The 24983-nt window shown below is 43.1% G+C and carries 18 protein-coding genes; 6 read left to right on the top strand and 12 right to left on the bottom strand.

What is annotated here, in order from left to right; all coding sequences use genetic code 11:
* Positions 1 to 14 precede the first annotated feature (14 nt).
* Complete coding sequence (locus AB9H30_RS10020) at positions 15 to 2552, bottom strand: glycogen/starch/alpha-glucan phosphorylase (RefSeq protein ID WP_371194532.1); 2538 nt, start codon at positions 2550 to 2552, stop codon at positions 15 to 17.
* A gap of 229 nt (positions 2553 to 2781) precedes the next feature.
* Complete coding sequence (gene pgm / locus AB9H30_RS10015; RefSeq protein ID WP_371194531.1) at positions 2782 to 4425, bottom strand: phosphoglucomutase (alpha-D-glucose-1,6-bisphosphate-dependent); 1644 nt, start codon at positions 4423 to 4425, stop codon at positions 2782 to 2784.
* 155 nt (positions 4426 to 4580) lie between these two features.
* On the opposite strand from pgm, the gene AB9H30_RS10010 reads away from it, so the two are divergent.
* From AB9H30_RS10010 to AB9H30_RS10000, 3 genes are read left to right on the top strand one after another with little or no spacing between them, the layout of a single operon-like run.
* Positions 4581 to 5489 carry an AAA family ATPase gene (locus AB9H30_RS10010; protein WP_371194530.1) on the top strand — a complete coding sequence of 303 codons (909 nt, stop codon included), beginning with the start codon at positions 4581 to 4583 and terminating at the stop codon, positions 5487 to 5489.
* A complete protein-coding gene (locus AB9H30_RS10005) occupies positions 5489 to 6499 on the top strand; it encodes a DUF58 domain-containing protein (protein ID WP_371194529.1) in 1011 nt (336 codons plus the stop codon). Before AB9H30_RS10010 ends, AB9H30_RS10005 begins: the two co-directional genes overlap by 1 nt.
* Positions 6489 to 8480: a DUF3488 and DUF4129 domain-containing transglutaminase family protein gene (locus AB9H30_RS10000; RefSeq protein WP_371194528.1), complete on the top strand. Its 1992-nt coding sequence runs from the start codon at positions 6489 to 6491 to the stop codon at positions 8478 to 8480. Before AB9H30_RS10005 ends, AB9H30_RS10000 begins: the two co-directional genes overlap by 11 nt.
* A 128-nt stretch (positions 8481 to 8608) precedes the next feature.
* On the opposite strand, the gene fusA is transcribed toward AB9H30_RS10000, so the two are convergent.
* The 4 genes from fusA to AB9H30_RS09980 form a co-directional block, all read right to left on the bottom strand.
* Positions 8609 to 10699, bottom strand: coding sequence for an elongation factor G (gene fusA, locus AB9H30_RS09995; RefSeq protein WP_371194527.1), 2091 nt, complete (start codon positions 10697 to 10699; stop codon positions 8609 to 8611).
* A gap of 131 nt (positions 10700 to 10830) precedes the next feature.
* On the bottom strand, positions 10831 to 11970 hold the full coding sequence (gene rlmM, locus AB9H30_RS09990; RefSeq protein ID WP_371194526.1) for a 23S rRNA (cytidine(2498)-2'-O)-methyltransferase RlmM: 1140 nt from the start codon (positions 11968 to 11970) through the stop codon (positions 10831 to 10833).
* The gene (locus AB9H30_RS09985; RefSeq protein WP_371194525.1) at positions 11967 to 12377 is read right to left on the bottom strand and encodes a DUF423 domain-containing protein; all 411 of its coding nucleotides are present in this window, start codon (positions 12375 to 12377) and stop codon (positions 11967 to 11969) included. The genes rlmM and AB9H30_RS09985 overlap by 4 nt, the downstream gene beginning before the upstream one ends.
* A 4-nt stretch (positions 12378 to 12381) precedes the next feature.
* Positions 12382 to 13275, bottom strand: coding sequence for a transcriptional regulator GcvA (locus tag AB9H30_RS09980; RefSeq protein ID WP_371194524.1), 894 nt, complete (start codon positions 13273 to 13275; stop codon positions 12382 to 12384).
* 214 nt (positions 13276 to 13489) lie between these two features.
* On the opposite strand from AB9H30_RS09980, the gene AB9H30_RS09975 reads away from it, so the two are divergent.
* The gene (locus tag AB9H30_RS09975) at positions 13490 to 13756 is read left to right on the top strand and encodes a hypothetical protein (RefSeq protein ID WP_371194523.1); all 267 of its coding nucleotides are present in this window, start codon (positions 13490 to 13492) and stop codon (positions 13754 to 13756) included.
* A 42-nt stretch (positions 13757 to 13798) separates the two neighbouring features.
* On the opposite strand, the gene AB9H30_RS09970 is transcribed toward AB9H30_RS09975, so the two are convergent.
* A complete protein-coding gene (locus AB9H30_RS09970) occupies positions 13799 to 14209 on the bottom strand; it encodes a DUF4826 family protein (RefSeq protein ID WP_371194522.1) in 411 nt (136 codons plus the stop codon).
* A gap of 16 nt (positions 14210 to 14225) precedes the next feature.
* A complete protein-coding gene (locus tag AB9H30_RS09965) occupies positions 14226 to 17273 on the bottom strand; it encodes an FAD-binding and (Fe-S)-binding domain-containing protein (protein WP_371194521.1) in 3048 nt (1015 codons plus the stop codon).
* Positions 17274 to 17667: 394 nt separating this feature from the next.
* Between AB9H30_RS09965 and AB9H30_RS09960 the strand changes: the two genes are divergently transcribed.
* The gene (locus AB9H30_RS09960) at positions 17668 to 17811 is read left to right on the top strand and encodes a hypothetical protein (protein ID WP_371194520.1); all 144 of its coding nucleotides are present in this window, start codon (positions 17668 to 17670) and stop codon (positions 17809 to 17811) included.
* 103 nt (positions 17812 to 17914) lie between these two features.
* On the opposite strand, the gene ppsA is transcribed toward AB9H30_RS09960, so the two are convergent.
* Complete coding sequence (gene ppsA, locus AB9H30_RS09955; RefSeq protein WP_371194519.1) at positions 17915 to 20290, bottom strand: phosphoenolpyruvate synthase; 2376 nt, start codon at positions 20288 to 20290, stop codon at positions 17915 to 17917.
* A gap of 177 nt (positions 20291 to 20467) precedes the next feature.
* Between ppsA and AB9H30_RS09950 the strand changes: the two genes are divergently transcribed.
* Complete coding sequence (locus AB9H30_RS09950) at positions 20468 to 21280, top strand: pyruvate, water dikinase regulatory protein (RefSeq protein ID WP_371194518.1); 813 nt, start codon at positions 20468 to 20470, stop codon at positions 21278 to 21280.
* Between the two features lie 52 nt (positions 21281 to 21332).
* On the opposite strand, the gene AB9H30_RS09945 is transcribed toward AB9H30_RS09950, so the two are convergent.
* The 3 genes from AB9H30_RS09945 to AB9H30_RS09935 all read right to left on the bottom strand — a co-directional run bounded on the left by AB9H30_RS09945 (position 21333) and on the right by AB9H30_RS09935 (position 24859).
* Entirely contained in the window at positions 21333 to 22502 is a 1170-nt protein-coding gene (locus tag AB9H30_RS09945; RefSeq protein WP_371194517.1) for a hypothetical protein, read from the bottom strand.
* A gap of 41 nt (positions 22503 to 22543) precedes the next feature.
* Positions 22544 to 23194, bottom strand: a complete 651-nt coding sequence (locus AB9H30_RS09940) for a methylamine utilization protein (protein WP_371194516.1) — start codon at positions 23192 to 23194, stop codon at positions 22544 to 22546.
* Positions 23195 to 23482: 288 nt separating this feature from the next.
* The gene (locus AB9H30_RS09935; protein ID WP_371194515.1) at positions 23483 to 24859 is read right to left on the bottom strand and encodes a xanthine permease; all 1377 of its coding nucleotides are present in this window, start codon (positions 24857 to 24859) and stop codon (positions 23483 to 23485) included.
* Between the last annotated feature and the right edge of the window lie 124 nt (positions 24860 to 24983).

Below are 24983 nucleotides of genomic sequence, written 5' to 3'. Positions count from 1 at the left end.
AAGAGCGTAAATGCTTAGATCACGCTGCACTTATCGAGTTTCCAAATCTTATTGACATAATCTTGAATAGAACGGTCAGAAGTAAACTTGCCCATCTTTGCAGTGTTTAAAATGGCCATTTTTGCCCAGCGTGCTTTGTCTTTATAAGCCTCATCAAGCCTTATATTGGCTTCACTGTATGATTCAAAATCAGCTAATACTAGGTAGGGGTCGCCACCATCGAGCATGCTCTGTTTTAGCGAGGATAATTCACCAGGTTGTCCTGGCGTAAAATAATCACTGTCTAACCAGTCTAATACCGCTTTGATTTCTTTGTTTTTGTAATAATAGTCATAGGGGTTATAACCGGTGCTGACAAGTTCGTTAACCTCTTCAACCGTTTTACCAAAAATAAAGATATTGTCATCACCCACTTCCTCGGCAATTTCTATATTCGCGCCATCTAGCGTACCGATTGTGACCGCGCCATTTAATGCCAATTTCATATTGCCGGTACCCGAAGCTTCTTTGCCCGCAGTGGATATTTGCTGCGATACATCGGCCGCAGGTATCATTTTTTCAGCGAGTGACACGCGATAGTTTGGCAAAAAGACTACTTTCAGCTTTTGATTGACGCGATTGTCGGCATTGATTTTTTCGGCTACTTTATTAATTGCATAAATAATCGTTTTAGCTAACGCGTAGCCCGGCGCGGCTTTTGCCCCGAAGATAAACACTCTTGGATGAATGTCATAATCAGGATTTTCAAGTAAGCGACGATACAGCGCCAATATATGGAGTAAGTTAAGGTGCTGACGTTTGTACTCATGCAGTCGTTTGATTTGAATATCGAAAATAGCTTTGGTATCTACCGATATTCCGGTCAGTTGTTTTATCTCTTTTGCTAGCGCGTCTTTATTTTTCTGTTTAACTCGCATGAATGAATTTTGGAAGGTTTTGTTATCGGCAAACTCAGATAGGTCATCCAACTTACTTAAATGCAGCGGCCAATCATTCCCGATTTTTTTTGAAATTAAATCCGACAACAGAGGGTTACAAGCTTTCAACCAGCGTCTGGGTGTGATTCCGTTAGTCACGTTCGTCAACTTACCAGGATACAGTTGGTCAAACTCCGGAAATAGGTCTTGTTTTACCAAGCGAGAGTGAATTTCTGCCACACCATTAACGGCAAAAGCTGCAATTACGCTCAGATTACCCATGCGCACCATTTTTTCATTGCTCTCTTCGATGATCGAAAGCTTAGCCTTCATTGCGTTATCACCCGGCCATTTTTTCTCAACCAATGCCATAAAGCGATGATTTATCTCATAGATAATTTCTAAATGACGAGGCAATATTTTTTCGATCATTCGCGCTGGCCATTTTTCTAAGGCTTCCGGCAACAAGGTGTGATTGGTATAGGCAAAGGTATTTTGACAAATTGCCCATGCGCTATCCCAATCGAGCTCTGCTCTGTCAACTAAAATACGCATTAACTCTGGGATCGCAATCGCGGGGTGTGTATCGTTTAGCTGAATAACCACTTGCTCTGTAAAGCGTGACCAATTATCTCCATGAGCGCGCTTATAACGGCGTATGATATCTTTTAGAGAGCAGGCGCTGAAAAAGTATTGCTGAATGAGTCTCAGTTCCTTGCCAGCTTCCGTTTCGTCGTTTGGATACAGCACTTTAGAGATCGTTTCGGATTCGACATTTTCTCGTTGAGCATCAACATAACCGCCAGCATTAAATACGTCCCAGTTAAAATAACTTGACGCTTGGCTTTCCCAAAGTCTCAATACATTTACGGTTTTGCCACCATAGCCCACGACTGGAATATCCCAAGGCAGGCCTTTGACGATTGCGCCGGGGTGCCATTCCTTCTGGATTTGACCTTTTTTACCATATTTTGTTTCAACATAGCCATATAGTGATATTTCTTGGATGGATTCAGGACGGCATATCTCCCAAGGATTCCCATAATCACGCCAGCTGTCAGGGCGTTCGATTTGAGCACCGTTTTTAATCTCTTGTCGAAACAAACCGTGCTCGTAATGTATGCCATAACCAATCGCTGGATATTCCATCGTCGCCAAAGAATCAATAAAGCATGCAGCTAAACGCCCTAAACCGCCATTACCAAGCGCCATATCCGGCTCTTCTTCTAACACATCTGCCAAGCTAACACCTAGCTCCTGAAGCGCAGAATCTGCTGTTTCGAACAATCCAAAATTGTGCATATTGTTGGACAACAGTCTGCCCATCAAAAATTCAGCAGAAAAATAGTGTACAGCTCGTGTGTCGTTCAGGTAGTGGTTCTTCTGTGTCGTTCTTAAGCGCTCAAGCACCAATTCCTGGATAGCGGCGCTAATTGCTTTAAACCAGGCGTGGTTATTTGCCTTGTTCTCGTCAGTCCCGAGCGTGCTATGAAGATGACGAACCACGGCTTCTTTGAAGGCTTTTTTAGATAAATCTAGTGAAGGAAGTTCGGTAACCTTGTTATGTGGCGTCTTTAAAGACCCAGCAGAACGCTTTTTAATTTGCGTATTTCCTGACTTTTTAGCGGTAGTCATTTTGCTCTCTCTATTGAAATGAATAAATGGACTGCAGATACACCTAATTAAATCTGCCGTCACTGAAATTTTATTACAATAAAGGTAGCAAAACTATCGTAAAAAGCCTAATAAATCTCTTACTTTGTTATATAAATGTAAATTTATGCCGAATAAATTACTTAAAAACGAATTTAATGTAATATTGCAACATTATTTTTACTATATTAATACACAATAATAACAAATGTCACTTTTTGAGCACGCTAGCCACAAGGGACTCGGCATCTTTGATGACTTGTTGAAGATGGCTATCACCTTTAAACGACTCTGCATAAATTTTATACACGTTCTCTGTGCCCGATGGGCGAGCAGCAAACCATCCGTTTTCGGTACTCACTTTAACACCTCCGATAGCAGCATTATTGCCCGGAGCATTCGTTTGAATGAGGGTTATCTCTTCTCCCGCCATTGTATCGGCACGAATATCACTGGCACTTAAATTTGAGAGTGTGGTTTTTTGTTCCAAGCTTGCGGGTACATCAATGCGCGTATACTTTGGCTCACCAAATGTTTTGGTCAAGTCTTTATAATGCTCTCCTGGATCTTTGCCGCTAACCGCCGTAATTTCTGCGGCCAATAGACTCATAATAAAGCCGTCTTTGTCCGTCGCCCAAGTCTTGCCATCTCGCTGTAAGAATATTCCGCCCGCTGATTCCTCACCTGCGAAGGCAATTTGACCTTCGCACAGACCTTCTACAAACCATTTAAACCCAACCGGCATCTCAAGTAAATTCCGCCCAAGCTTGTGAGCAACTCGGTCAATCATACTGCTAGATACCAAAGTTTTTCCAATTGCTTGAGAAGCGTGCCAATGGGGTCGATGTTGATATAAGTAGTCAATCGCCACGGCTAAATAATGATTCGGGTTCATCAAGCCTGATGATTTACACACGATGCCGTGTCGGTCAAAATCGGGGTCGTTCCCAAACGCAACATCAAACTTATCTTTGAGCTCAATAAGCCCTGACATGGCATATGCGGATGAACAGTCCATACGGATTTTACCGTCTCGATCACAGCGCATAAATGCAAAACGCTGGTCAACCTGCGGATTTACCACGGTAATATCCACATTATATCTTTGCGCAATTTTGTCCCAATACTCAACACCCGAGCCACCTAAAGGGTCCGTACCTAACCTTAGCTTTGAGTCGGCAATCGCCTGCATGTCAACGACATCCGCTAGAGCTTCAATATAATCTTGCGCAAAATCTTGTTCATGCAAATTGTCTGCCTGCATAGCAAGAGAAAAAGTCATACGCTTTACCGCCTGACTACCTTGCATGATGATATCGTTGGCTCGACGCTGGATAGCACCAGTGGTTCCGCTGTCAGCTGGCCCACCATGCGTCTGGTTGTATTTAAAGCCGCCGTCGCTGGGCGGATTATGCGAAGGCGTTATTACTACACCGTCGGCTAGGTGGCTTTTCCGACCGCGATTGTGTCGGATGATCCGCTGTGAAATAACCGGCGTGGGCGTAAATTCGTTATTTTGCTGAATGACTACCTCTACATCATTTGCCACAAGTACTTCAATGGCGGTGATCAGCGCAGGCTCAGACAGTGCATGAGTATCTTTACCGACAAATATCGGTCCAGTAATCTTGTTCGCCAAACGATATTCAGCGAGCGCCTGACAAATTGCGGCAATGTGACTATCATTAAATGAACATAAGCTTGAGCTACCCCGATGTCCTGAGGTACCAAATGTCACCGCTTGCTCAGGAATACTGACATCGGGTTGCAGTGCGTAGTAGTCCGCGGTTAATTTCGCTACGTTGATCAGTTGTGACGGCTGCGGCGTTTGTCCCGCCAGCGGATGATTGGCCATGCTTAGTCCTTTTTAGATGTAAGAAGTAAAAGAGGTTTGCAAATTACAGTGTAATGAATTTTTTTACCTAAGAACATACTGATGTATCTAAATCAATAAGCCTTTGCGCCGATAAATACATTACTCTATCTGCCTAACAATAAAAGTCGAGTGCCATGCGAACAGATATCAAAAGCTGTATAGAACATATAAGCCAAGTCATAAGAGGCAAAGAGTCGCAAATTGAGCTGTCGTTGATTTGCCTATTAGCACGTGGCCATTTGTTGCTTGAAGACCTTCCGGGTATGGGCAAAACCACATTATCACAATCACTTGCGCAGGTGCTTGGTTTGGAATTTGCACGTATTCAATTTACCTCTGATTTACTGCCTGCTGACATGCTGGGCATTAATATTTATGAGCAATCAAACAGCAAATTTAGTTTTCACCCTGGGCCGATTTTCAATCAAGTCATATTAGCTGATGAAATCAATCGCGCCAGTCCGAAGACACAAAGCGCATTACTCGAAGCCATGGCTGAACGTCAAGTGACCATCGATGGTGTCACACGCGATTTACCTAGCCCATTTTTTGTGATTGCGACTCAAAATCCACTTAACCAATCAGGCACCCACCCTCTTCCTGAATCTCAGCTCGACCGTTTTAACATGCAGTTATCCTTAGGTTTCCCTGATTATCAGTCAGAAAAAGCAATGCTGTTAAACGAGACGCAGGCTAGTCAACTTAAAACGATTATCGATTTCAATGCACTGCAAGAGCTACAAGCATTGGTCGATAATGTGAAGGTCAGTGATGCTGTAATTCATTATGTGCTAAATTTGGTCAATCACACTCGCCAATCCAGCGATTTTCCTAATCCTTTGTCACCCCGTGCGGCCAAATCGTTATTAAACACAGCAAAAGCCGCTGCATTTATACATCGCCGAGATTTTGTGACTCCTGAAGACGTGCAGTTTGTGCTTAGCGGTGTGTGTGAGCATCGCTTAAAAGGCCATTCCCTAGCACATACTGCGTCATCTTATAGCGAACACCTCCTGCAGCAGGTCGACCCCTTGGCCGCCTGATGAAGGATATATTGCAGTCGTTTAGACGGAATTGGTTAACGCGCAGAAATCACTGGCTAGATAAACGTATTCCTGCTCAGAACAAGAGCCGATTTAATCTGACCAACACCTTCATATTACCCTCAAGCTTTGGGTGGGCGATGGTTGCAATAGTGCTGTTTCTATTTATTTTAGGCACTAATTACCAAAACAACATTGTCTTGAGCATGAGCTATTTCTTCTCTGCGCTGCTGTTACTCTCGTTATTTCATAGTTATCAGTACTTTACCCAGCATGAGCTATCTTTCAGTCCGTTTGAACCGGAATTTGAGAACCGAGATATCACCCTCAAGTGTCAGCTACTAAGCACGCAGCAATATCCTGCTGGTGAGTTTTTACTCTCATCAATGGGCCGCCAACTGCAATACTCATTAGAAAAAGAATATGAAAGCACTCATCTAAGTTTAAATTTACCGCCAATGACTCGTGGTTTGCATATGTGCGCTCGAATTAAGGTAGAGTGTTACTTCGGCTTTGGCTTGTTTAGATGCTGGAGTTACTTGCAGCCTCAACATCGAATATTAGTCTATCCAATAGCCATCAAGGCACCTATAAAGCTGCATCCCTCTAATAAAAATAATGAAAATACACTTGCGCAAACCACTATCAAACTGCAGTCGGATAATTTGCAGGGGATTCGAAACTTTGTGGCTACCGATCCTATTCATCACGTTTCATGGAAACATATGGCAAAGGGCCAAGGAATGCTCACCAAAGACTTTTCAGAAAATGCCGGGATTAGCGGCTGGTTAAAGTTAAGTGACTATATTCAAGGTGATTTAGAAAATGGCTTGCGCATTATGAGCTATCAGATTCAACATCTCTCTCAAGAGCAAGTCGTTTTTGGTGTTGATTTAGGCGCCACAAAAATTTTGCCGCAGACCGGATATGCGCACTTACAAAACTGTTTATTTCAGCTTGCAACATTTGGTCAAGCCCATCAAATGGATCGACGCCAAAATGATGCGTAAACTCAATCAGGCTCAGCTAAAAATACCAGGCTCAATGATCAGCGCATGTTTTGCGCTATCGGTATTACCCTTATCTTCGACCATGATGCCTTGGGTTTGGATATTATTTGTATGCGCACTGGGTGTGGTATGGGCAAAAGTTGTTAGAAAAATTAAGCCCCTTAATAATGTAACCTTAAATCTGCTTGCTGTGTTTTGCATGCTTTTATTGGTCTTTTTTTCCGGTCAATATGGCTTGTTAGCCACAATGATTAATTTATTAGTGGTCGCAGGTTGCTTAAAGCTTATCACCATGCGTTCATTTGCCGACTTCCACTTGATCATCGTAGTGATTATATTTTTGGTGGCATGTGGGTTTATCTATCATCAAGACTTACTCTTCACGGTGTTTTACACAAGTGTGCTATTTGCAAGTTTAGCCAGTGTGTATATGCTCAACAAAGGCAAGCTTTCTACGTCTTCAGGTATAAAACAATCTACCAAATTGATTTTGCAAACTATTCCAATCACCATCTTGTTATTTCTGATGGTGCCGCGACTTCCACCACTTTGGGAAGCGCCTGCAAATAAATCTTCGAGTACCGGCCTGTCGGAAACACTGTCACCAGGCGATATTGCAAATCTTGCACAGTCGGGCGATTTAGCATTCCGTGCAGAATTTACTGGCAGGATCCCAGAAGCCCAAGAGCGCTACTGGCGGGCGCTGGTATTTGATTCATTCAATGGTGCTAGCTGGACAATGGGTGAAGAGCTATCAAACACGGAAGACACGGTATTTATTGAGCCGGTTGGTGAAGCGACTCGTTATTTGATTATTGCCGAACCCAACGATTTGCGCTGGCAGTATTCACTCGATTTTCCGATCGTTGAAGAGGTCATGAGTGATCGGGCCATTTACCGAAATCAGTCCTATCAGTTATTTACACAAACGGAAAACAGTAAACCCAGTTTGTATATCGTAAACTCTTATTTAGATACCCCGCTCAATCATTTCATGACTGAATATGAACGTCAGCGCAACCTGCAATTACCCAGACAAGGCAACCCCAGAACTCAGGAATTTGTTGCAAATAAGGTGCCGGCCTCTGCATCAGAGCGCGAAAAGCTCAAAGCGATTTTACAGCTCTTTTATGATAGTGATTTTGCATATACCCTTCGCCCGCCCCTTATGCAGAACAGTCCGATAGACCAATTTCTATTTGATTACCAGCGAGGCTTTTGCTCTCATTATGCGTCATCTTTGGCCTATATGCTGCGTTTGGCAAAGGTTCCAGCTCGACTAGTGACTGGCTATCAGGGCGGCGAATTACAAAATAAAAATATTCTGACAGTTAGACAATATGATGCTCACGCATGGGTAGAATACTGGATAGAAAATGAAGGCTGGACGCGCATTGACCCCACCGCAATAGTGGCGCCAAACCGCTTAATGAACGGTTTATTGTCTTCCCTTGATGAAGAAGAAGGCGACATGGTGCAAAGACCATTTAACTTATCTGAGTTTAACGATGTCCCTTTAGTTAGGCAATTACACGACTTTTTGGTATTGATTGATCATCAATGGACGCAATCTGTTCTACGATTCGACCAAGACTCCCAGCGAGATTTAATTAAACAATGGTTTGGCGAATTTAACGCTAAAAATATGACGACCTTTATGTTTAGCGCGTTAGCGGCAATCGCCTTATTTATTGGCGTATTATTTTTACCCTACAAAACATGGTTTCAGCGCAAACACTATTCTGCGTCTGCAAAGCTATTAGCCTTATTAAACAGATATGGTTGGGAGAAACAGCAACACGAAACCTTAAAACAATTCATAGCGCGCTTATCTCCTCATTTAACCGACAAGCAGAGCAAGCAAATTGGAGTATTCATTAATCGCTACTATGGCGCAGAGTATGGAGACAGAAATATCCCCAAGGCAGAATATGAACGCTTACTCTTTTTAATCAAGAGCAGCTTTAAAAAAACGTCGTAGCATTGATGATTTCAGGGTGTAAAGCTTTTTACATTTATTAACTCACATATTGAATAAAAAAAGCCGATACTGCATTGTACCGGCTTTTTATTTCTTAACAAACTACAGTCAATCAGACTGCCATTCGCTTATTTTTTCTCTGCTTTACGTGCTTTAACTTCTTCAATAACTTTCTCAGACACGTTGTTAGGACAAGGCGTGTAGTGTGAGAATTCCATTGAGAACTGACCGCGGCCAGACGTCATTGTGCGAAGTGAGCCGATATAACCAAACATTTCAGAAAGCGGTACGTCAGCTTTAACACGAACGCCTGTAGCGCCAGCTTCTTGGTCTTTGATCATGCCACGACGACGGTTTAAGTCACCGATAACGTCACCTACATGGTCATCTGGTGTAAACACATCAACTTTCATAATAGGTTCGATAAGCTGTGGGCCTGCTTTTGGAATTGACTGACGGAATGCGCCTTTTGCTGCAATTTCAAATGCTATGGCTGATGAATCGACTGCGTGGAAGCCACCGTCATATAACTCAACTTCTACGTCTAACACAGGGAATCCAGCCAGTACGCCCGCATCCATCATGCCTTTAAAGCCTTTTTCAATTGCTGGGAAAAATTCTTTAGGAACGTTACCACCAACAACTACTGACTTAAACGTAAAGCCTGAATTTGGCTCTCCAGGACGAATTCTATAGTCAATTTTACCAAACTGACCCGAACCACCAGATTGCTTCTTATGCGTGTAAGAATCTTCAATTGGTTTGGTGATGGTTTCACGGTAAGCAACCTGAGGCTGACCTACCTGTAAATCAACACCATAGGTACGCTTCAAGATATCTACTTTGATGTCTAAGTGAAGCTCACCCATACCTTTAAGGATGGTTTCGCCAGAGTCTTCGTCTGTTTCGACTTGGAAAGTAGGATCTTCTGCAACCATCTTACCAATTGCGATACCCATTTTCTCAGTTGAACCTTTATCTTTAGGTGCAACTGCGATAGAGATTACCGGCTCTGGGAAAATCATTGGTTCAAGTGTACATTCGTGCTTAGGATCACAAAGAGTGTGACCGGTCTTCACGTTTTTCATGCCTACGATAGCAATGATATCGCCTGCTTGCGCGCTACTCAACTCGGTACGGTCATCTGCGTTCATCTCAACCATGCGGCCAACACGTTCAGTTTTGCCAGTGAAAGAGTTTAAGATACTGTCACCTTTATTCAATTTACCCGAGTAAATTCTGATAAAGGTCAGAGCGCCAAAACGGTCATCCATTATTTTAAACGCTAATGCGCGGAAAGGTTCGTCAACAGTAACAATGGCTTTTTCGCCAGTAGGCTCACCTGTTTCAGGATCGCACAAATCTTGCGGCTCAACTTCTGTTGGGCTGGGCAAGTAATCAACAACTGCGTCAAGTACGTTTTGAACACCTTTGTTTTTAAACGCAGAACCGCAATAGGTTGGGAAGAAGTCTAATTTCCGAGTACCGTTGCGGATACAACGTTTGAGGTCTTCGATAGACGGCTCTTCACCGTCCATGTATGCCATCATCACGTCGTCATCTTGCTCAACAGCAGTTTCAATCAGCATTTCACGGTATTCCGCAGCTTTTTCTACCATGTCAGCAGGGATGTCAGTAATTGTATAGTTTTCTGGAAGACCTGTGTCATCCCAGATGTATGCTTTTTGTTCGAGTAGATCAACTACACCGCAAAACTCATCTTCTACGCCGATTGGCAAGACCATGATAAGTGGGTTAGCACCCAATACCGTTTTAACTTGCTTAACCACTCGATAAAAATCAGCGCCCATGCGATCAAGCTTGTTTACGAAAATGATACGAGACACTTCTGAATCGTTCGCGTAGCGCCAGTTTGTTTCAGACTGCGGCTCTACACCACCAGAACCACAAAACACACCCACGCCGCCGTCTAGTACTTTTAACGAGCGATAAACTTCAACTGTAAAGTCAACGTGTCCTGGGGTATCGATAACGTTGAAACGATGTCCTTTCCAAAAACAGGTTACCGCTGCAGACTGAATAGTAATTCCGCGCTCAGCTTCTTGCTCCATGAAGTCGGTGGTTGATTCGCCGTCATGTACTTCACCGGTTTTATGGATCTTTCCGGTAAGTTTTAGGATTCGTTCGGTCGTGGTGGTCTTGCCCGCATCAACGTGAGCAAAAATACCTATATTTCTGTAATGTGATAAGTCTGACATATTTCCACTTCATAGGTTTGAGAAAAATTTGCGGCGAATTATATAGATTATTCAGCAGTAATTACACCTCTTTCAACGTTATTTTCATAATAAGGCTAGACTGTGTGTAAATTTGGCCAAAAATATTATGACTATAAAATCAATTCGGCCTGCATTTGACTGTTCTTTACAATCATAAATGTGACTTCATCTCGATTGTGATAAAGGTGCTTTGCGCGCATATACATCGGCTGCTCTTCATTATGCAGACAATGATTGAATTCATCTACAATCGTTTGTAAGGTGAGGTAGCGTTTTTTCATGGGTAATTTCAAGTTAAATATCGCCGCATTCGCCCAACCCTTTTGCAACCAAGCAATCATAAGCTGAGCAACCTTATCGGGCTGTTCAATCATGTCGCACACTAACCAGTCAACATGGCCGTCTTTAGGCTTATAGGTAAATCCATCCGCCGCTGAGTAAGTCACTAAGCCGCTAGCCATTAGCTTGTCATCCATTGCACCATTATCAACTGCCTCGACCTGCATCCCCCTGATCACAAGTTGATAAGTCCATCCACCTGGGCAGGCTCCCAAATCAACAGCGCTCATCGACGGCACAAACAATTTAGTTTGCTGGTGTTTATTACAAAATTGGCTAATTGCCTCTTCAAGCTTTAAGGTTGAGCGTGATGGTGCATCAGGCGGGAATTTTAAACGTTTTACACCAAGCAATTGCTCGCTTCGATCTTTGGGATAAGAAACGCTCAGTATGCAGGCGTCTCCTTGCTCAAAAAATATATGTAAATAAGGCAAAGCCGTGTTTTCAACTTTAGTGAGCAACTTTACTTTACGCATCGCTGAGCGCAATGGCACTGTGAATTTTTTGGTGAACTTGGCCATTTGTTTGCCATCCTCGGTGTCGGGGTATTCCACGCGAATATCTCCGAACTGCTGGTAAGCTAAACTCCTGGCCTCTAAGACATGTTCTACTTTAGCAATAACGTCAGCAACCCGGTCCTGTAAATCGGGAAACGAAATATTGGCTATGATGAGTGTTTTTTGTCGGGCAAAAATCAGATCATCGAGGGTCAACATCAGCTTGTATTGACCTTGCATACTAGCAGCAGCATGTTGATGAGAAGAAGGCGTGATGCAATACCGTATAAAGCCGCAGTCTTTGACAAAGCGTCCGTAGCCAAATTGCTTGTTTATGCTCAACTTGTGATCAATCTCTGCCAGCAAGTCAGCTTCGTAGCCACTGCGGCAATATAGCAAAAACTCAGCAGTCATAGCTTGCTCTCAGTTTTTAATGACTTAAAAAAAGATAAGGCTTGAAACAAAAAGGCTGACCATCCGAGCATTAACAAAACGCCGCCTACTGGCGTGATAAAAGCTAACCAGCGCAATTCAAGTAAAGCCAGCAAATACAGACTACCGCTGAAACACAACACGCCACCCACAAACCCAACATTGACAAATTGGAGTTTGCTTGCGCTAAGCATGCCAAATAATCCAACCATAATTAAGGCTAAGCCATGATACATCTGATATTTAGCGGCGGTTTCAAAAATGCCCAATTGATGCTCATTTAGTAAAGACTTCAAACCGTGTGCAGCGAAGGCGCCAATAGCCACACTGAGTAGACAAAATATAATTCCTGATACAAGCGCAATTTGAACTGATCTGGTCACTTCCATAGGTTTACTCACCTGTTTTTTCAACTTGGGTCAGCATCCAGTCTCTGAATACTTTAATTTTTCCTTTATCTGCCTGTGATTCTTTGCACACTAAATAATAACTGAGTTTACTTTCAATTCTTTCTGAAAACGGGCATACAATTCTGCCACTATCAATATCTGGTTTAGCCAATACGGTATCCGACAGCGCAATGCCTTGACCTATAGCAGCAGCCTGCAATACCAGCATAGTATGACTAAAAATCGGACCTTGATTAACATTCACGTCTTTTACAGAAAATGCCTGAAGCCAATTTTTCCATGCGCCCCGAGTATTGTCATGTAGCAAAGTGTGATGCTTAAGGTCGTCTAATGTCAGTAAGGGTTTGCCCCTTTGCAGCAATAAAGGTGAACACATTGGCGTCAGGTATTCTGCTAACATTTTGGTCGCGTGTAAGCCCTGCCATGAGCCTCGTCCGTAATATACAGCGATATCAACTGAGTCATCCAAAAAACCTTCATCTAAATCGACTGCTTTGATACGCACGTCGATGTCGGTGTGCAAAGCAGAAAACTGATAAATTTTGGGAACAAGCCACTGACTGGCAAAGCTAGGAGGCGTGGCAATAGTTATCGCACCTTTCGCTCCCATCGATAATAAGCGGTCGGTGGCTTCTTGCACCTGAGAAAAGATATCTCGTAAATCTTGAAAGTAAGCCTGCCCTTCCTCGGTCAATAACAGCGAACGATTTTTACGATGAAATAATTTTGTGGATAAATAACCTTCAAGAGATTTTATCTGATGGCTGACTGCAGCTTGAGTTACGAACAACTCATCAGCAGCCTTAGTAAAACTAAGATGGCGAGCGGCAGATTCGAAGGCTTTAAGAGCGTTTAGCGGAGGCAATCGTTTAGGCATGGGTTCTCATACGTTAATATATCTCGATATACATTAGTTTAAGTAATGCGAATATGCAATTAATATAGCTTATCTTTTACTCAAACTAGCCGTAATATACAACCAAGAAGTTAAATAAAAGTAAGTTAATTCATACGCTTAACTTGTAAATAACTTTTAACCTTCTGATAACAAATAGCAACAAACATTACATTAATTTAATTAGGAGAAATTCATGAAATCTTTACTAACCGCGGTATTAATCGCTGGTGTTTTCGGTCAGGCAAATGCACTAGAGCCGGTGTCGGCAAATAACGTGACATTGGCACTGAGCAAGGAAGATATCACTGCTATTTTGGATATAAAAACCAAACAGCATTTAGACATCGCTCCATTAGAAATACAGCCCTTGATCGCGCCGACTGAGCTTACCATCATCGCTCGTAAAGCCAAGTCATCGCGTTTTCAAGTCATCGCTTCTAAACTTTTAAGTGATGAATAGTGCAATCATGGCAAGACCAATAAGGTTAAAAGCAGCAATCGCTTAAACTGGGTCTTGCCATATTTTTTTATCCGTCGCTAGTTTGTATAACATATCCGCTTTATTTTTTAATAACTTTGCAAAATCTATTTGAGCCTGATCGTTAGTTTTACTGCGCTCTATATTTTCAGCCTGCATTTGCCAGGAGTACGAAAACCGTTTCATCGCTTCTCTTGCTGTCGCTGCAGCTTCTAATGGAACTGCGTCTGCTGGCAAGTCACCGCTCACCACCCAGTAAGATTTTTTGTCATGGCTACGAATCTGCCAAACCGCAGCATATGGGGCCAAATAGCGGCTTTCTTCAGTCACTACCGATTCAAACAAAATTCCCTTTTCAGCAAGGTGCTTGTTGGCACGCTGAAACTGTTCTCTTACCCAAGCTGATAAGGCCTGTGGATCTGTAATTTCTGTCATATCTGTTCCGTTATTGTCAGTTGTGGTTTTTTGTAGCGTGCTCAGCTAAGACTTCAATAGGATGACGTGGTCTAAATTCGACTAAGCGCTTAACTTGGCTGCGACATGAGTAGCCTGTAGCCAAAATATGTGAGTTGGAATACGCATTGATTTTTTCTCGCCAGCTAAGGTCGTAAATGCCAATTGAATGCTCTAAATGCTCCGTTTCATGTCCGTAAGTGCCGGCCATGCCGCAGCATCCGACCGGAACGATTTCTAAGCGCAAGCCTAAGCCTGAGAATATATTCTGCCAATCTTTTTCAGAGCTTGGCAGAGCGGTTTTCTCTGTACAGTGCGCAAACAAATAATACGGTTCATCGTTTCTGGCGCGCATATTCTCAAAGTTATGCGGCGGTAATGTTTTTAGCCACTCGGTTAAGGTGCTCACGCTAAAGTCGCCGCGCTCATCGCCCAATATTTTACGATATTCATCACGATAGCAAAGCACTAAAGATGCATCCACACCAATTAAGGGGATATTAAGGGAGCTTACCTTATTTAAAAAGCCAGAGCTGGAGCGAGCTGTTTTTTCAAACTCATCTAAAAAGCCTTTTACATGCTGCGGTTTACCATTTGGCGCAAATGGCAATAACACCGGCGTATATCCTAAGGCCTGCACAAAGTGTAGCGTCTTATCGACTGCGTCAGCATCATAAAAACTAGTAAACGGATCTTGGACCACCAAAACATAATTCTGCTTTTGCTCTTGAGTGAGGCGCTGCAGGGCCTTAAAATCGAACTCACTGTTTAGGGCACTAATACGCTTTGAAAGTGCTGGATATGACAGCAGAGGCGCATCGACGTAACCGATCCAATGCTTAAGCACGTATCTCACCAAGCGGTTATTTAAAAACACATTAGCGATCCGCGGAATGCGGGCTAGCAAGGGTGCTAAGCGCTCAACATTGGCAACAAAATAGTCTTTTAGAGGCCTCGCATATCGCGTGTAATAAATCGACAAAAACTTCGATCGAAAATCAGGCACATCTACATTTACTGGGCACTGGTTCGTGCAAGACTTGCACGCCAAACAGCCGTTCATCGCCTCAAATACTTCGTGCGAAAAATCACCTTCCTGCTCACTCGGTTTTGCACGTGCAAACCAGTTAAGTTTGGCAAAGGTCTTATGCGTGAGCTCCTGCGGGGAAACGCCGTGGCGCTGAAGCTGAAACAGCCACTCGCGAATAAGCCCTGCCCGCCCTTTAGGGCTATGACGGCGGTCTCGTGTGATTTTACTAGAGGGACACATGGGCGAACTTGTGTCATAGTTAAAACAGAGTCCATTGCCATTGCAACTCATTGCCGGTGCAAATGATTCTCTAAACTGCACTGGAATTTGGCGGTCAAAAGTAACCCGCTTAACAGCGTCTACTTTTACCAATTGAGCATCCGAATTATATGGCACACATATTTTACCCGGATTCATTTTGTTATGTGGGTCGAAGGCTGCCTTTATTTTGCATATCTCATCGAACAAGCCTTCACCGAAAAAAGCTGGCGCATATTCGCTCCGATACCCTTTGCCATGCTCTCCCCACATCAAGCCGCCATACTTAGCAACCAACGCAACCACTTGATCGGATATTGTTTTTACGAGTTTTTCTTGCTCTACATCATATAAATCTAGAGCGGGACGAACGTGCAGCACACCTGCATCAACATGGCCAAACATACCATATTGCAGTCCGTGACTATCTAATAAAGCGCGAAACTCCATAATGAAGTCAGCGAGTTTTTCTGGCGGTACTGCGGTATCTTCGGCAAACGCGATGGGCTTTTTGTTACCTTTCGTTTTACCCAATAAGCCAACGGCTTTTTTTCGCATGCCATATACTTTTTGTATATCGCTCCTATCATAGCTTATCTGATAACCAATAACGCCCGACTTATTGTTTATAATTTCAGCATCAAGCCGCTCGCTTAAAACCTGAATTTTCTGCGTAATATCACTTTGATCATCGCTGTTGTATTCAACCATGTTGAGTCCAGCCATGGCTTTGTTAGGTACGTCTTTAATTAGCTCAGATACGCTATGCCATACAATGTCGGTTCGCGCCAAGTCCAAAATACGGCTATCAACGGTTTCCACTGAAGTAGCATTTGCTGCAATCATTGAAGGAGCATGTCGCAGGGCAGATTCAAAGTTGTTATATTTAATGTTGACTAAAGCGGTATGTTTAGGAATTTTTGTAATGTTTAACTTCGCTTCAGCGATAAATGCTAAAGAGCCTTCGGAGCCTGCGAGTAAGCGACTGACATCAATTGAATCATTATCTTCATCATAGGCGTGCTCTAAATCATAGCCCGTTAAAAAGCGATTTAAGCGAGGGAATTTGTCTAAAATTGCTTGACGTTTGCCTATACAGGTTGCGAGCACCTGCTGCATGATGTTTGCGTAATCGCTTTGTTCAGCGGCAATTGTTTTTGCAGCTTCTACGCTGATGGCCTGCGTTTGCAGTATTTCACCACTGGCCGTGATAGATGTTAGCGCTAAAACGTGGTCGCTCGTTTTACCGTAAACCAAAGAGCCTTGACCCGACGCATCGGTGTTGATCATACCGCCAATGGTGGCTCTGTTGCTGGTTGATAAATCGGGGGAAAAGAAATAGCCGTGAGGCCTTAAATAATCATTTAGCACATCTTTGATAACGCCACACTGCACTTTTACCCACTGCTCATCCAAGTTAAGCTCGAGGATCTCACGCATATATTTAGACGTGTCAATGACCACACCAGGGGTCAATGACTGACCGTTCGTTCCGGTACCGCCGCCCCGCGCGCTAAAACTTACTTCTTTGAAAGCATTACCAACTTCAGCGATAAGCGATAAATCTTTTACGTTTTTAGGAAAGACAACTGCCTGAGGAATACTTTGATAAATTGAGTTATCAGTTGCAACTGCCATTCTGCTAGCATGGCTTATTTCGATATCACCAGTAAACTCGCTATCGCGCAATGCCACCAAATATGCTTTGGTATCTGGACGTAAAGTGTCTGCTGGGATCAGTCTTGGTAATGCGGTCAATGCACGCTCCTGTGATTTAAGCGTATTAGTATACTGATTTAATATCTCAGCCTCTAGGCATATTCAGGTGATTGAAGGCTTTTTATGAATTTTTTCGCACACAAAACCTGCCACTCACCGCGCACGGTTAATCATAGAGGCGTAAATCAAGCAATATTGAATAGGCTAAGCTTTTGGTTTACTTTGATAAGCATATGCTTATGTTTTAAACATTTAGCAAAAGGTAGTCATAGTCGCAGTCAAAAGCGCCTCTTTTTAGTGCCGTTACTCTCAAATTTTTAGTTAAAACGTTGATTTATAAATTAATGTTTTTACATATGCAGCCGATGCGAATAGTGAGTGTTTTTACATTTACCTATGCATTTGCTATACTCTCAGCCAATTAGGAGGACCAATGAGTAATTTTTTAAAGAAAATATTTAAACCTAAACATCCTTATGCTCCGGCTGCATACCTAGGCCGCAAGACGGTTGAACGTTCTTTAGACTGCAAAGTGAAAAAACGGAAAACGCTTGAAAAGGAAATGCGCGACGCGTAATTAGTATAAATTTAAGCATCTTGAAAGCATAAGAAAGGCGTCTAAATAGACGCCTTTTTTGTTAGCTTTGACTTACAATATCACCTATACAGGCCATACACAATCAGGCTTTATGCTGTTTTGCTAAGTACAACCAAGTTTCCACTACCGTATCTGGATTAAGTGATACGCTGTCGATACCCTGATCCACTAACCACGCCGCAAAATCTTCATGATCTGATGGGCCTTGACCACAAATACCAACGTACTTACCTCTAGCTTTAGCTGCTTTTATCGCCATAGACAATAATGCTTTCACCGCTTCATTGCGCTCGTCAAACAAATGAGCGATCAGTCCAGAATCTCTATCGAGGCCCAAGGTTAACTGAGTTAAATCGTTCGAACCGATTGAGAATCCGTCAAAAATGTCTAAAAACTGATCAGCCAACAAGGCATTCGACGGAAGCTCACACATCATAATAACGCGTAAGCCATTTTCGCCCTGCACTAAGCCTTCTTCACGAAGCAACTCAATAACTTGCTGACCTTCTTCTACAGTACGAATAAAGGGGATCATAATCTCAACATTAGTTAAGCCCATTTTATTACGAACGCGTTTTATTGCCTCACATTCCAGCGCAAAACATGCTCTGAAGTCTTCAGAAATGTAACGACTGGCACCTCGAAAACCTAACATAGGGTTTTCTTCGTGAGGCTCATATTGATAACCGCCAACCAGATTGTAGTATTCGTTGGACTTAAAGTCTGACATGCGCACAATAACTTTTTTCGGTGAAAACGCAGCGCCAATGCTCGCGATTCCCTCTACCAACTTCTCGATGTAAAACTCAACCGGCGATGCATAGCCTGAAATCATATCGGTGATCTCATCTTTCAATTCATCTGGTTGCTCATCAAAATTCAACAGTGCTTTAGGATGAACGCCTATCATTCGATTGATGATAAATTCTAAACGGGCTAAACCTACGCCTTCGTGAGGCAAACGCGCAAAATCAAACGCGCGATCTGGATTTCCCACATTCATCATTATTTTTAAGGGAAGATCAGGCATTGAATCAATGCGTGAGGTCGTTACGTCAAAATCAAGTACCTTGTTGTAAATATAACCGGTATCACCTTCAGCACACGAAACGGTAACCTCGTCGCCAGTGGCAATAGAATCAGTCGCGTTTCCACAGCCAACCACTGCGGGTATGCCCATTTCACGCGCAATGATGGCTGCGTGACACGTTCTGCCGCCACGATTGGTCACAATCGCAGACGCTTTTTTCATGATCGGCTCCCAGTCTGGGTCGGTCATGTCGGTAACTAACACATCGCCTTGCTCAATGCGGTCCATTTCTGCAATAGAGCCGAGCACCTTGGCTTTACCCGCGCCGATTTTGTGTCCAATTGCACGCCCTTCACAAATTAACTGAGCACTGTCTTTTAACTGGAAGCGCTCAATGACCTGCATGTCTTCGCGGCTACGCACGGTTTCAGGACGGGCTTGCACAATATACAGTTTGCCGTCTAGGCCATCTTTCGCCCATTCAATATCCATGGCGCGTGCATAGTGTTTTTCAATAATCATGGCTTGCTTAGCCAATTCCATAACTTCATCATCGTTTAACGAGAAGCGCTTAGAATCTTTCGGGTCTATGTCGACAATTTCAACTTGCTTACCGTGCTCTAAATCAGATGAATAAATCATCTTGGTCATCTTACTACCAATGTTGCGACGCAATACCGCGGGTAGATTGGCTGCTAGCGTCGGTTTATGAACATAAAATTCATCAGGGTTAACAGCGCCCTGCACTACCATCTCACCAAGTCCGTATGAGCTGGTAATAAATACTACATCTTCAAAGCCTGACTCAGTATCAATTGTAAACATAACGCCCGATGAAGACATATCGCTTCGGACCATACGCTGAATACCTGCTGACAGTGCAACGCCTTTATGGTCATAACCTTGGTGTACGCGATAAGAAATAGCACGGTCGTTGAATAAAGACGCAAAAACATGCTTAATTGCGACCAATACCGACTCATAGCCCTTTACATTTAGGAACGTCTCTTGCTGACCGGCAAAAGAAGCGTCTGGCATATCTTCAGCGGTAGCAGACGAGCGCACGGCAAAAGAAGCTTCGTCACCTGCGTCGACGCAAAGCTTTTCAAAAGCAGTTTTTATTTCGTCTTCTAATTCGGATTGAAATGGCGTATCTAAAATCCATTGACGAATTTGTTCGCCGGCTTTAGCTAAGGCATTTACATCTTCGACGTCAAGTGCATCGAGTATTTCATGTATTTTTGCTTCTACACCGCTTTGCACTAAAAATTCATTGAAAGCATATGCTGTCGTTGCGAATCCACCAGGGACCTGCACCCCTGCATTTGATAAGTTTGATATCATTTCACCTAAGGATGCGTTTTTACCGCCAACGCGACTCACATCATCCATACCCAACTCTTGATACCAAAGAACGTATTCCTGCACTATAGTGGCCTCCAACGACTTAAAAATTACCAATAGAAAATTGAATAGTTTCATCTTCTATTACAAACGAATGAAACGTGCTAGCTTTAAACACCCGTTGATTTTAAATTGGGTTTTATAGCAAAGTAAAATTTAATTTTTTTCGTAATAAAATTACAACAATGTTAAGGAGATGTTGTGCGCGCAGCATTCTACGTATCTGACGGTACAGCAATAACAGCAGAGGTTTTTGGACATGCTCTACTATCTTTGTTCCCCATAGAGTTTGATCACATCACAGTACCTTTTGTTGAAACCGAACAACATGCAAAAGATGTCCTCGATCAAATTGCACTCTCATTTAAAATGACTGGCGAACGTCCTTTAGTATTTTATACGATGGTAAATGTCGAAGTTGGCAAGATTATGGGAGAGTCAGTCGGCATCAATTATAATTTCTTGGACCAGTTTGTGGCACCGCTTGAAAAAGTGATCGGGGTCCCTTCAAAACCCGTCAAACATCGCACCCACAGCATGCATGAAAAAACCTACGACATTCGCATCGAAGCGGTTAACTACGCATTGGCAAACGATGACGGCTCTAATCTAAAGGATTACGAAGAGGCGGACATTATTTTGGTGGGTGTATCTCGCTCAGGAAAAACTCCCACAAGCTTGTATCTTGCGCTGCAATACGGCATCAAAGCGGCTAACTATCCCTTCACGGAAGAAGACATGGGGGATATTTTAAAACTGCCGCCTATTCTAAGAAGATTTAAACAAAAGCTGTTTGGGCTAACTATCAGCGCCGACAGACTGCATGCTATTCGTTCAGAGCGTCGCGCAAACAGCCGCTACGCCTCAATGCAACAGTGCAGAATGGAACTAAGGGAAGTTGAAAACCTGTATCGCAAAGAAAAAATTCCATTTTTAAACAGCACAAAGTTTTCTGTTGAAGAAATCTCTGCGAAAATATTAGCCCAAACTGGACTTAAGCGTCGTAAATATTGAGTATTTTGAAGATAAGGTGACTTCTTTAGTTAACATTGGGGTCTGTTGATCTTTAAAAGGTATAAGCTAATACCAAGCGCAATTGAGACTGAATCTGGCGTTGGTTAAGGCCTAGTTGCGCTCTGTTTGCCACGTCATTTCTATGTTGATGCACCTCCGCTCCAAGCTCAACGACTGCAGTGTACTGATATCGCCATGCCACAGTCATGCCCTTTCCGCTGCTGTCGTTTTGGTCTTCGGGTTTAGTATCTTCTTCATTAACAGCATGATAATCAATGCGCACTGTGGCTCTATGTTTTCCTGTAGCATAGCTAGCGGCTAAATAAGCTGATACAAAATCAGTAAACACGCTTCGATTACCCATCAAGGTACTGCCGCTTAGAAACTGTGCCATGAAACGCCAGTTTGCATCCAATTGATGCTGCAAGGCAAAACTATGAAACTTAGTGTGCCAGCCATACAGTCGCTCTGCATTTATTGCATTTGGATCGGCTCGATTATCATAGTAGTAATAACGCATATTTGTTTCACGCAAGTAACTCAAATGAAAGCCAATATAAGCTCCCCAATCGCCATCTATTTCAACAAAGGGCTTTAACCAGGTTGGGCTGCCAATATCGTTGATGTTGATAATTGAATCAACAGGCGCAAACTGCACCTTATCATGATGAAGCGATTGGCGGTCATGCATTGCAAAGCCTCGCCAAGCGATTAGGGTTCCAAGAGGATCATTGCCTTTGAATATGCCAAGATTCAATTCCCAAGACCAAGGGCTGCCTTGTCTTCTGCCATTTGACGACCACGCTGCTTCCCCGCCAATGGTCCGTAATTCCTCGCCAATCCAACTGTTGATGGCCGACTGCGTATAGGTATAAGGAGACAGCCAGCCTTCACTGGTGTTTTCAATCGACATCGCCGGATAAAACATGCCTATTTTCGACTTGAATTTTATTTGCTTCGGGCTCAAGGGTTTATACTGTAAATACGCCTGCGTAAAACCTAGGTGTTTTTCACCATCAGCATATGCATTTATAACCGCTTTTGCCTGCCAGTTTCGATTGAGATCAAAACGGCCAGCGATAAAGCCCTGTTGCCATTCAAGTGCATTTTCTTCACCGCGGATAAGGCCGCTGCCTTTGCTTTGCCATGACTCAATAGAATCAGCAAGCACTAAGGCGGCTTCAAAACGGCCAGTTATGTTTTGTCCTTGCGCATTGAACATGCTTAAACAGCAGAAGCAAAATAACATTGCACGCATAAAAATCAATCATACTCGCTAAAAGCATGCACGCTATCGAAGTCGTCGAGACTTGGGCGGAGATCTTCTTTGAGCCTAATCACAACATTCTGTGTGTGAGATTCAATGTCAATCTCATGTAGTGTCTGAATATCACCCAATGCGATTCTTGGATGCCAGACTTTTATGGTGTATCTGCCGTTTGGTAATTCAGAGAAACGCGATAAACCACCAGGTGCTGTTTGTTGAAAAAGTGGCGATTCTGCAACATAGATATAACCAAGCATCCAGTCATGAATATTACAGCCAAGCTCTACTACTCCTGCTTGCTCAAATTCGATGCGCCGCTTTACTTCTTCCTTATAAATTGCTATCTCGAAGGTTTTCGCCTCTGAAAACGAATACACGTGATGACGTACGGAGTCAGAATCCGGAAAGTGCACTTGTGTTCCTTTACTGATCGCTAAAATATGAGGAACAAACTTTTGGTCTAACTGCTTCATGTTTGCAGATACAGGTAAACTTAAGTCAGAGTCACTCTTTTCAGAGGGGACCAACTCTACAACAATATTCGATAATGGCTGATGCTTATTGTCCAATACCTGAACACTTAGTTCAGACGCCATTAGCTTGCTGCAAAGCAACACTCCCGTAATCACCCAAAATAATTTATTCATATTACCGTTATTGCTGATGCCATCGTATCTTTGATATCGGCTGTCAGAGGCCGCACGTGAGCTTGATTTAACTAAAGCCGTTTACTGTTAAAAAGACTGCATGGGACGAGTTTAGATTGTGATGAATAGAGCGCAGGGCGTTAACTGCTTTATTAGCAATAAAAAAGCCAGCTAACATTAGCTGGCTTTTGAGCTCGCGACTCTTTGTAAAAAGAGAGTAAGTAAGTAAAAATGCTCTTTAATCGCGATTTGTGTGCTTATTTTTATACTTAATTAAAGCTGCATAAATCAGTCGTCTTTCTTGTTTGGCATAAACACTTTAAATCCACACAAACCCGCAATGGTAATGATACCTACCGCCAAACCTAACCATGGTTCAAACAAGCTAAATGCCATGGCGGTTATTACCATCGCACCGCGCTCCGTTGCATCTTGCACCAAAGACAATGCAAGGGTCGCACACGCAAAGGCGGTTAATATTAAGGTAACTGCTAGCGCAACCGGTAATAAGGGCTCTAGTAAGGTAACCAGAGGCAGTAAAATGAATAAAAACGGTAAACCAAACAGATAGAAACTACCGATACTGTCAAAAATAGAATCCAGTTTATCTCGCCCCTGTGTCCATCGTTTTAGTAGGATCACCTGAATGCCAGTCCATAACACGCCTTGAGTACTAAAAAATGGCGCAATAATGCCCATAAGTGCGTTGCGAATACCCGTAGCCATGTGCGCACGGCTACTATTGATTTCAAGCTTTTCATCTGTACGCTCTTTTTGCGCTTGCTCTATCATTTCATTGCCTGTGACAACATCGCCAAAGAACAAAATATAGGTGATTAGCGCTAAAGGGAACGATGCAATAAAGGTTTCAATTGGCGGCCAACCGATCATAAACGGACTCGCTTTTGCCCACAAAGACGCACTTGCGTTAGCCACGTCCAAAAGTTCCCAGCGAATGTTATAGTCGAATTCTCCGGTAAAGTAACCCACCGTACCTGCAATCACAAAGCCTGGTAATAAACCAAATCCCAGTATTTTGGCCAACACTTGATTGCGCATCGCCACCAATTGTAAGGGTTTTGAAAACGCAAACAACAAGCACACCACTACCCCTAGGGTCCCGGCGATAGGTGCAGACTGAAATACGTTCGCTGCGTCACCATCTTTCGTAACACGCATAAATGCAGCGATGGCGGCGCCAAGGATAATGCCGCCCTTAAGCACATTGGGTACAATTTGAATTAATTTTGCCCCCAAACCAGTGATGCCAAGAAATATTAATATTGCAGAAAAATTGAGGGAAAGTGCGGTCATCGCTTGAAACTGCGAGGCATGATCACCTAAATAAGCGGGTGCAGTAATAAATGCTACCACAAATGGTATTGCCGGGGTTAACCAACCGGGCGCATACGGGTCACCAAATAGCATCCATGAGAAAGAAATTAATAGGGTATGGAACATCGCCATGACTACGGCTTCTTCGAAGCTGAGCCCTAGTAGCGCCATAAAATAGGGAACAAGGGCCAAGCCAGTGGCTCCTGCAACCGCAAACCCTTGTAACATATCGGGCAACGAAAAACGTAAATGCACAAATGGGATACGCATAGTAAACGGGCCCCATTTAAATCCTGGCTGTACTTCTCCATCAATACGGTTTTTTAGCATGTTATCTTCTCTTATTATGATGCGCATTAAATCGATACCGACGCGATTGCCGGTTTACCGATTCAATCCACTACTGCTGAGTAAAGTATAAAGGTAACAAATAAGTACAGAAGATTTTACAAAA

Origin of the sequence: Glaciecola sp. SC05 (assembly GCF_041380235.1) — a bacterium.
Classification (GTDB): domain Bacteria; phylum Pseudomonadota; class Gammaproteobacteria; order Enterobacterales; family Alteromonadaceae; genus Glaciecola.
This window is presented reverse-complemented; position numbering and strand designations above follow the sequence as displayed.

Excerpts from the sequence above, each read along its gene's own strand:
- AB9H30_RS09975 (WP_371194523.1), top strand. The coding sequence starts at position 13,490 with ATGAAATCTTTACTAACCGCGGTATTAATCGCTGGTGTTTTCGGTCAG.
- AB9H30_RS09935 (WP_371194515.1), bottom strand. The coding sequence starts at position 24,859 with ATGCTAAAAAACCGTATTGATGGAGAAGTACAGCCAGGATTTAAATGG.
- AB9H30_RS09940 (WP_371194516.1), bottom strand. The coding sequence starts at position 23,194 with ATGAATAAATTATTTTGGGTGATTACGGGAGTGTTGCTTTGCAGCAAG.
- AB9H30_RS09985 (WP_371194525.1), bottom strand. The coding sequence starts at position 12,377 with ATGGAAGTGACCAGATCAGTTCAAATTGCGCTTGTATCAGGAATTATA.
- rlmM (WP_371194526.1), bottom strand. The coding sequence starts at position 11,970 with ATGACTGCTGAGTTTTTGCTATATTGCCGCAGTGGCTACGAAGCTGAC.
- AB9H30_RS09945 (WP_371194517.1), bottom strand. The coding sequence starts at position 22,502 with ATGTTCAATGCGCAAGGACAAAACATAACTGGCCGTTTTGAAGCCGCC.
- fusA (WP_371194527.1), bottom strand. The coding sequence starts at position 10,699 with ATGTCAGACTTATCACATTACAGAAATATAGGTATTTTTGCTCACGTT.
- AB9H30_RS10020 (WP_371194532.1), bottom strand. The coding sequence starts at position 2,552 with ATGACTACCGCTAAAAAGTCAGGAAATACGCAAATTAAAAAGCGTTCT.
- pgm (WP_371194531.1), bottom strand. The coding sequence starts at position 4,425 with ATGGCCAATCATCCGCTGGCGGGACAAACGCCGCAGCCGTCACAACTG.
- AB9H30_RS10010 (WP_371194530.1), top strand. The coding sequence starts at position 4,581 with ATGCGAACAGATATCAAAAGCTGTATAGAACATATAAGCCAAGTCATA.
- AB9H30_RS09970 (WP_371194522.1), bottom strand. The coding sequence starts at position 14,209 with ATGACAGAAATTACAGATCCACAGGCCTTATCAGCTTGGGTAAGAGAA.
- AB9H30_RS10000 (WP_371194528.1), top strand. The coding sequence starts at position 6,489 with ATGATGCGTAAACTCAATCAGGCTCAGCTAAAAATACCAGGCTCAATG.
- AB9H30_RS10005 (WP_371194529.1), top strand. The coding sequence starts at position 5,489 with ATGAAGGATATATTGCAGTCGTTTAGACGGAATTGGTTAACGCGCAGA.
- AB9H30_RS09960 (WP_371194520.1), top strand. The coding sequence starts at position 17,668 with ATGAGTAATTTTTTAAAGAAAATATTTAAACCTAAACATCCTTATGCT.
- AB9H30_RS09980 (WP_371194524.1), bottom strand. The coding sequence starts at position 13,275 with ATGCCTAAACGATTGCCTCCGCTAAACGCTCTTAAAGCCTTCGAATCT.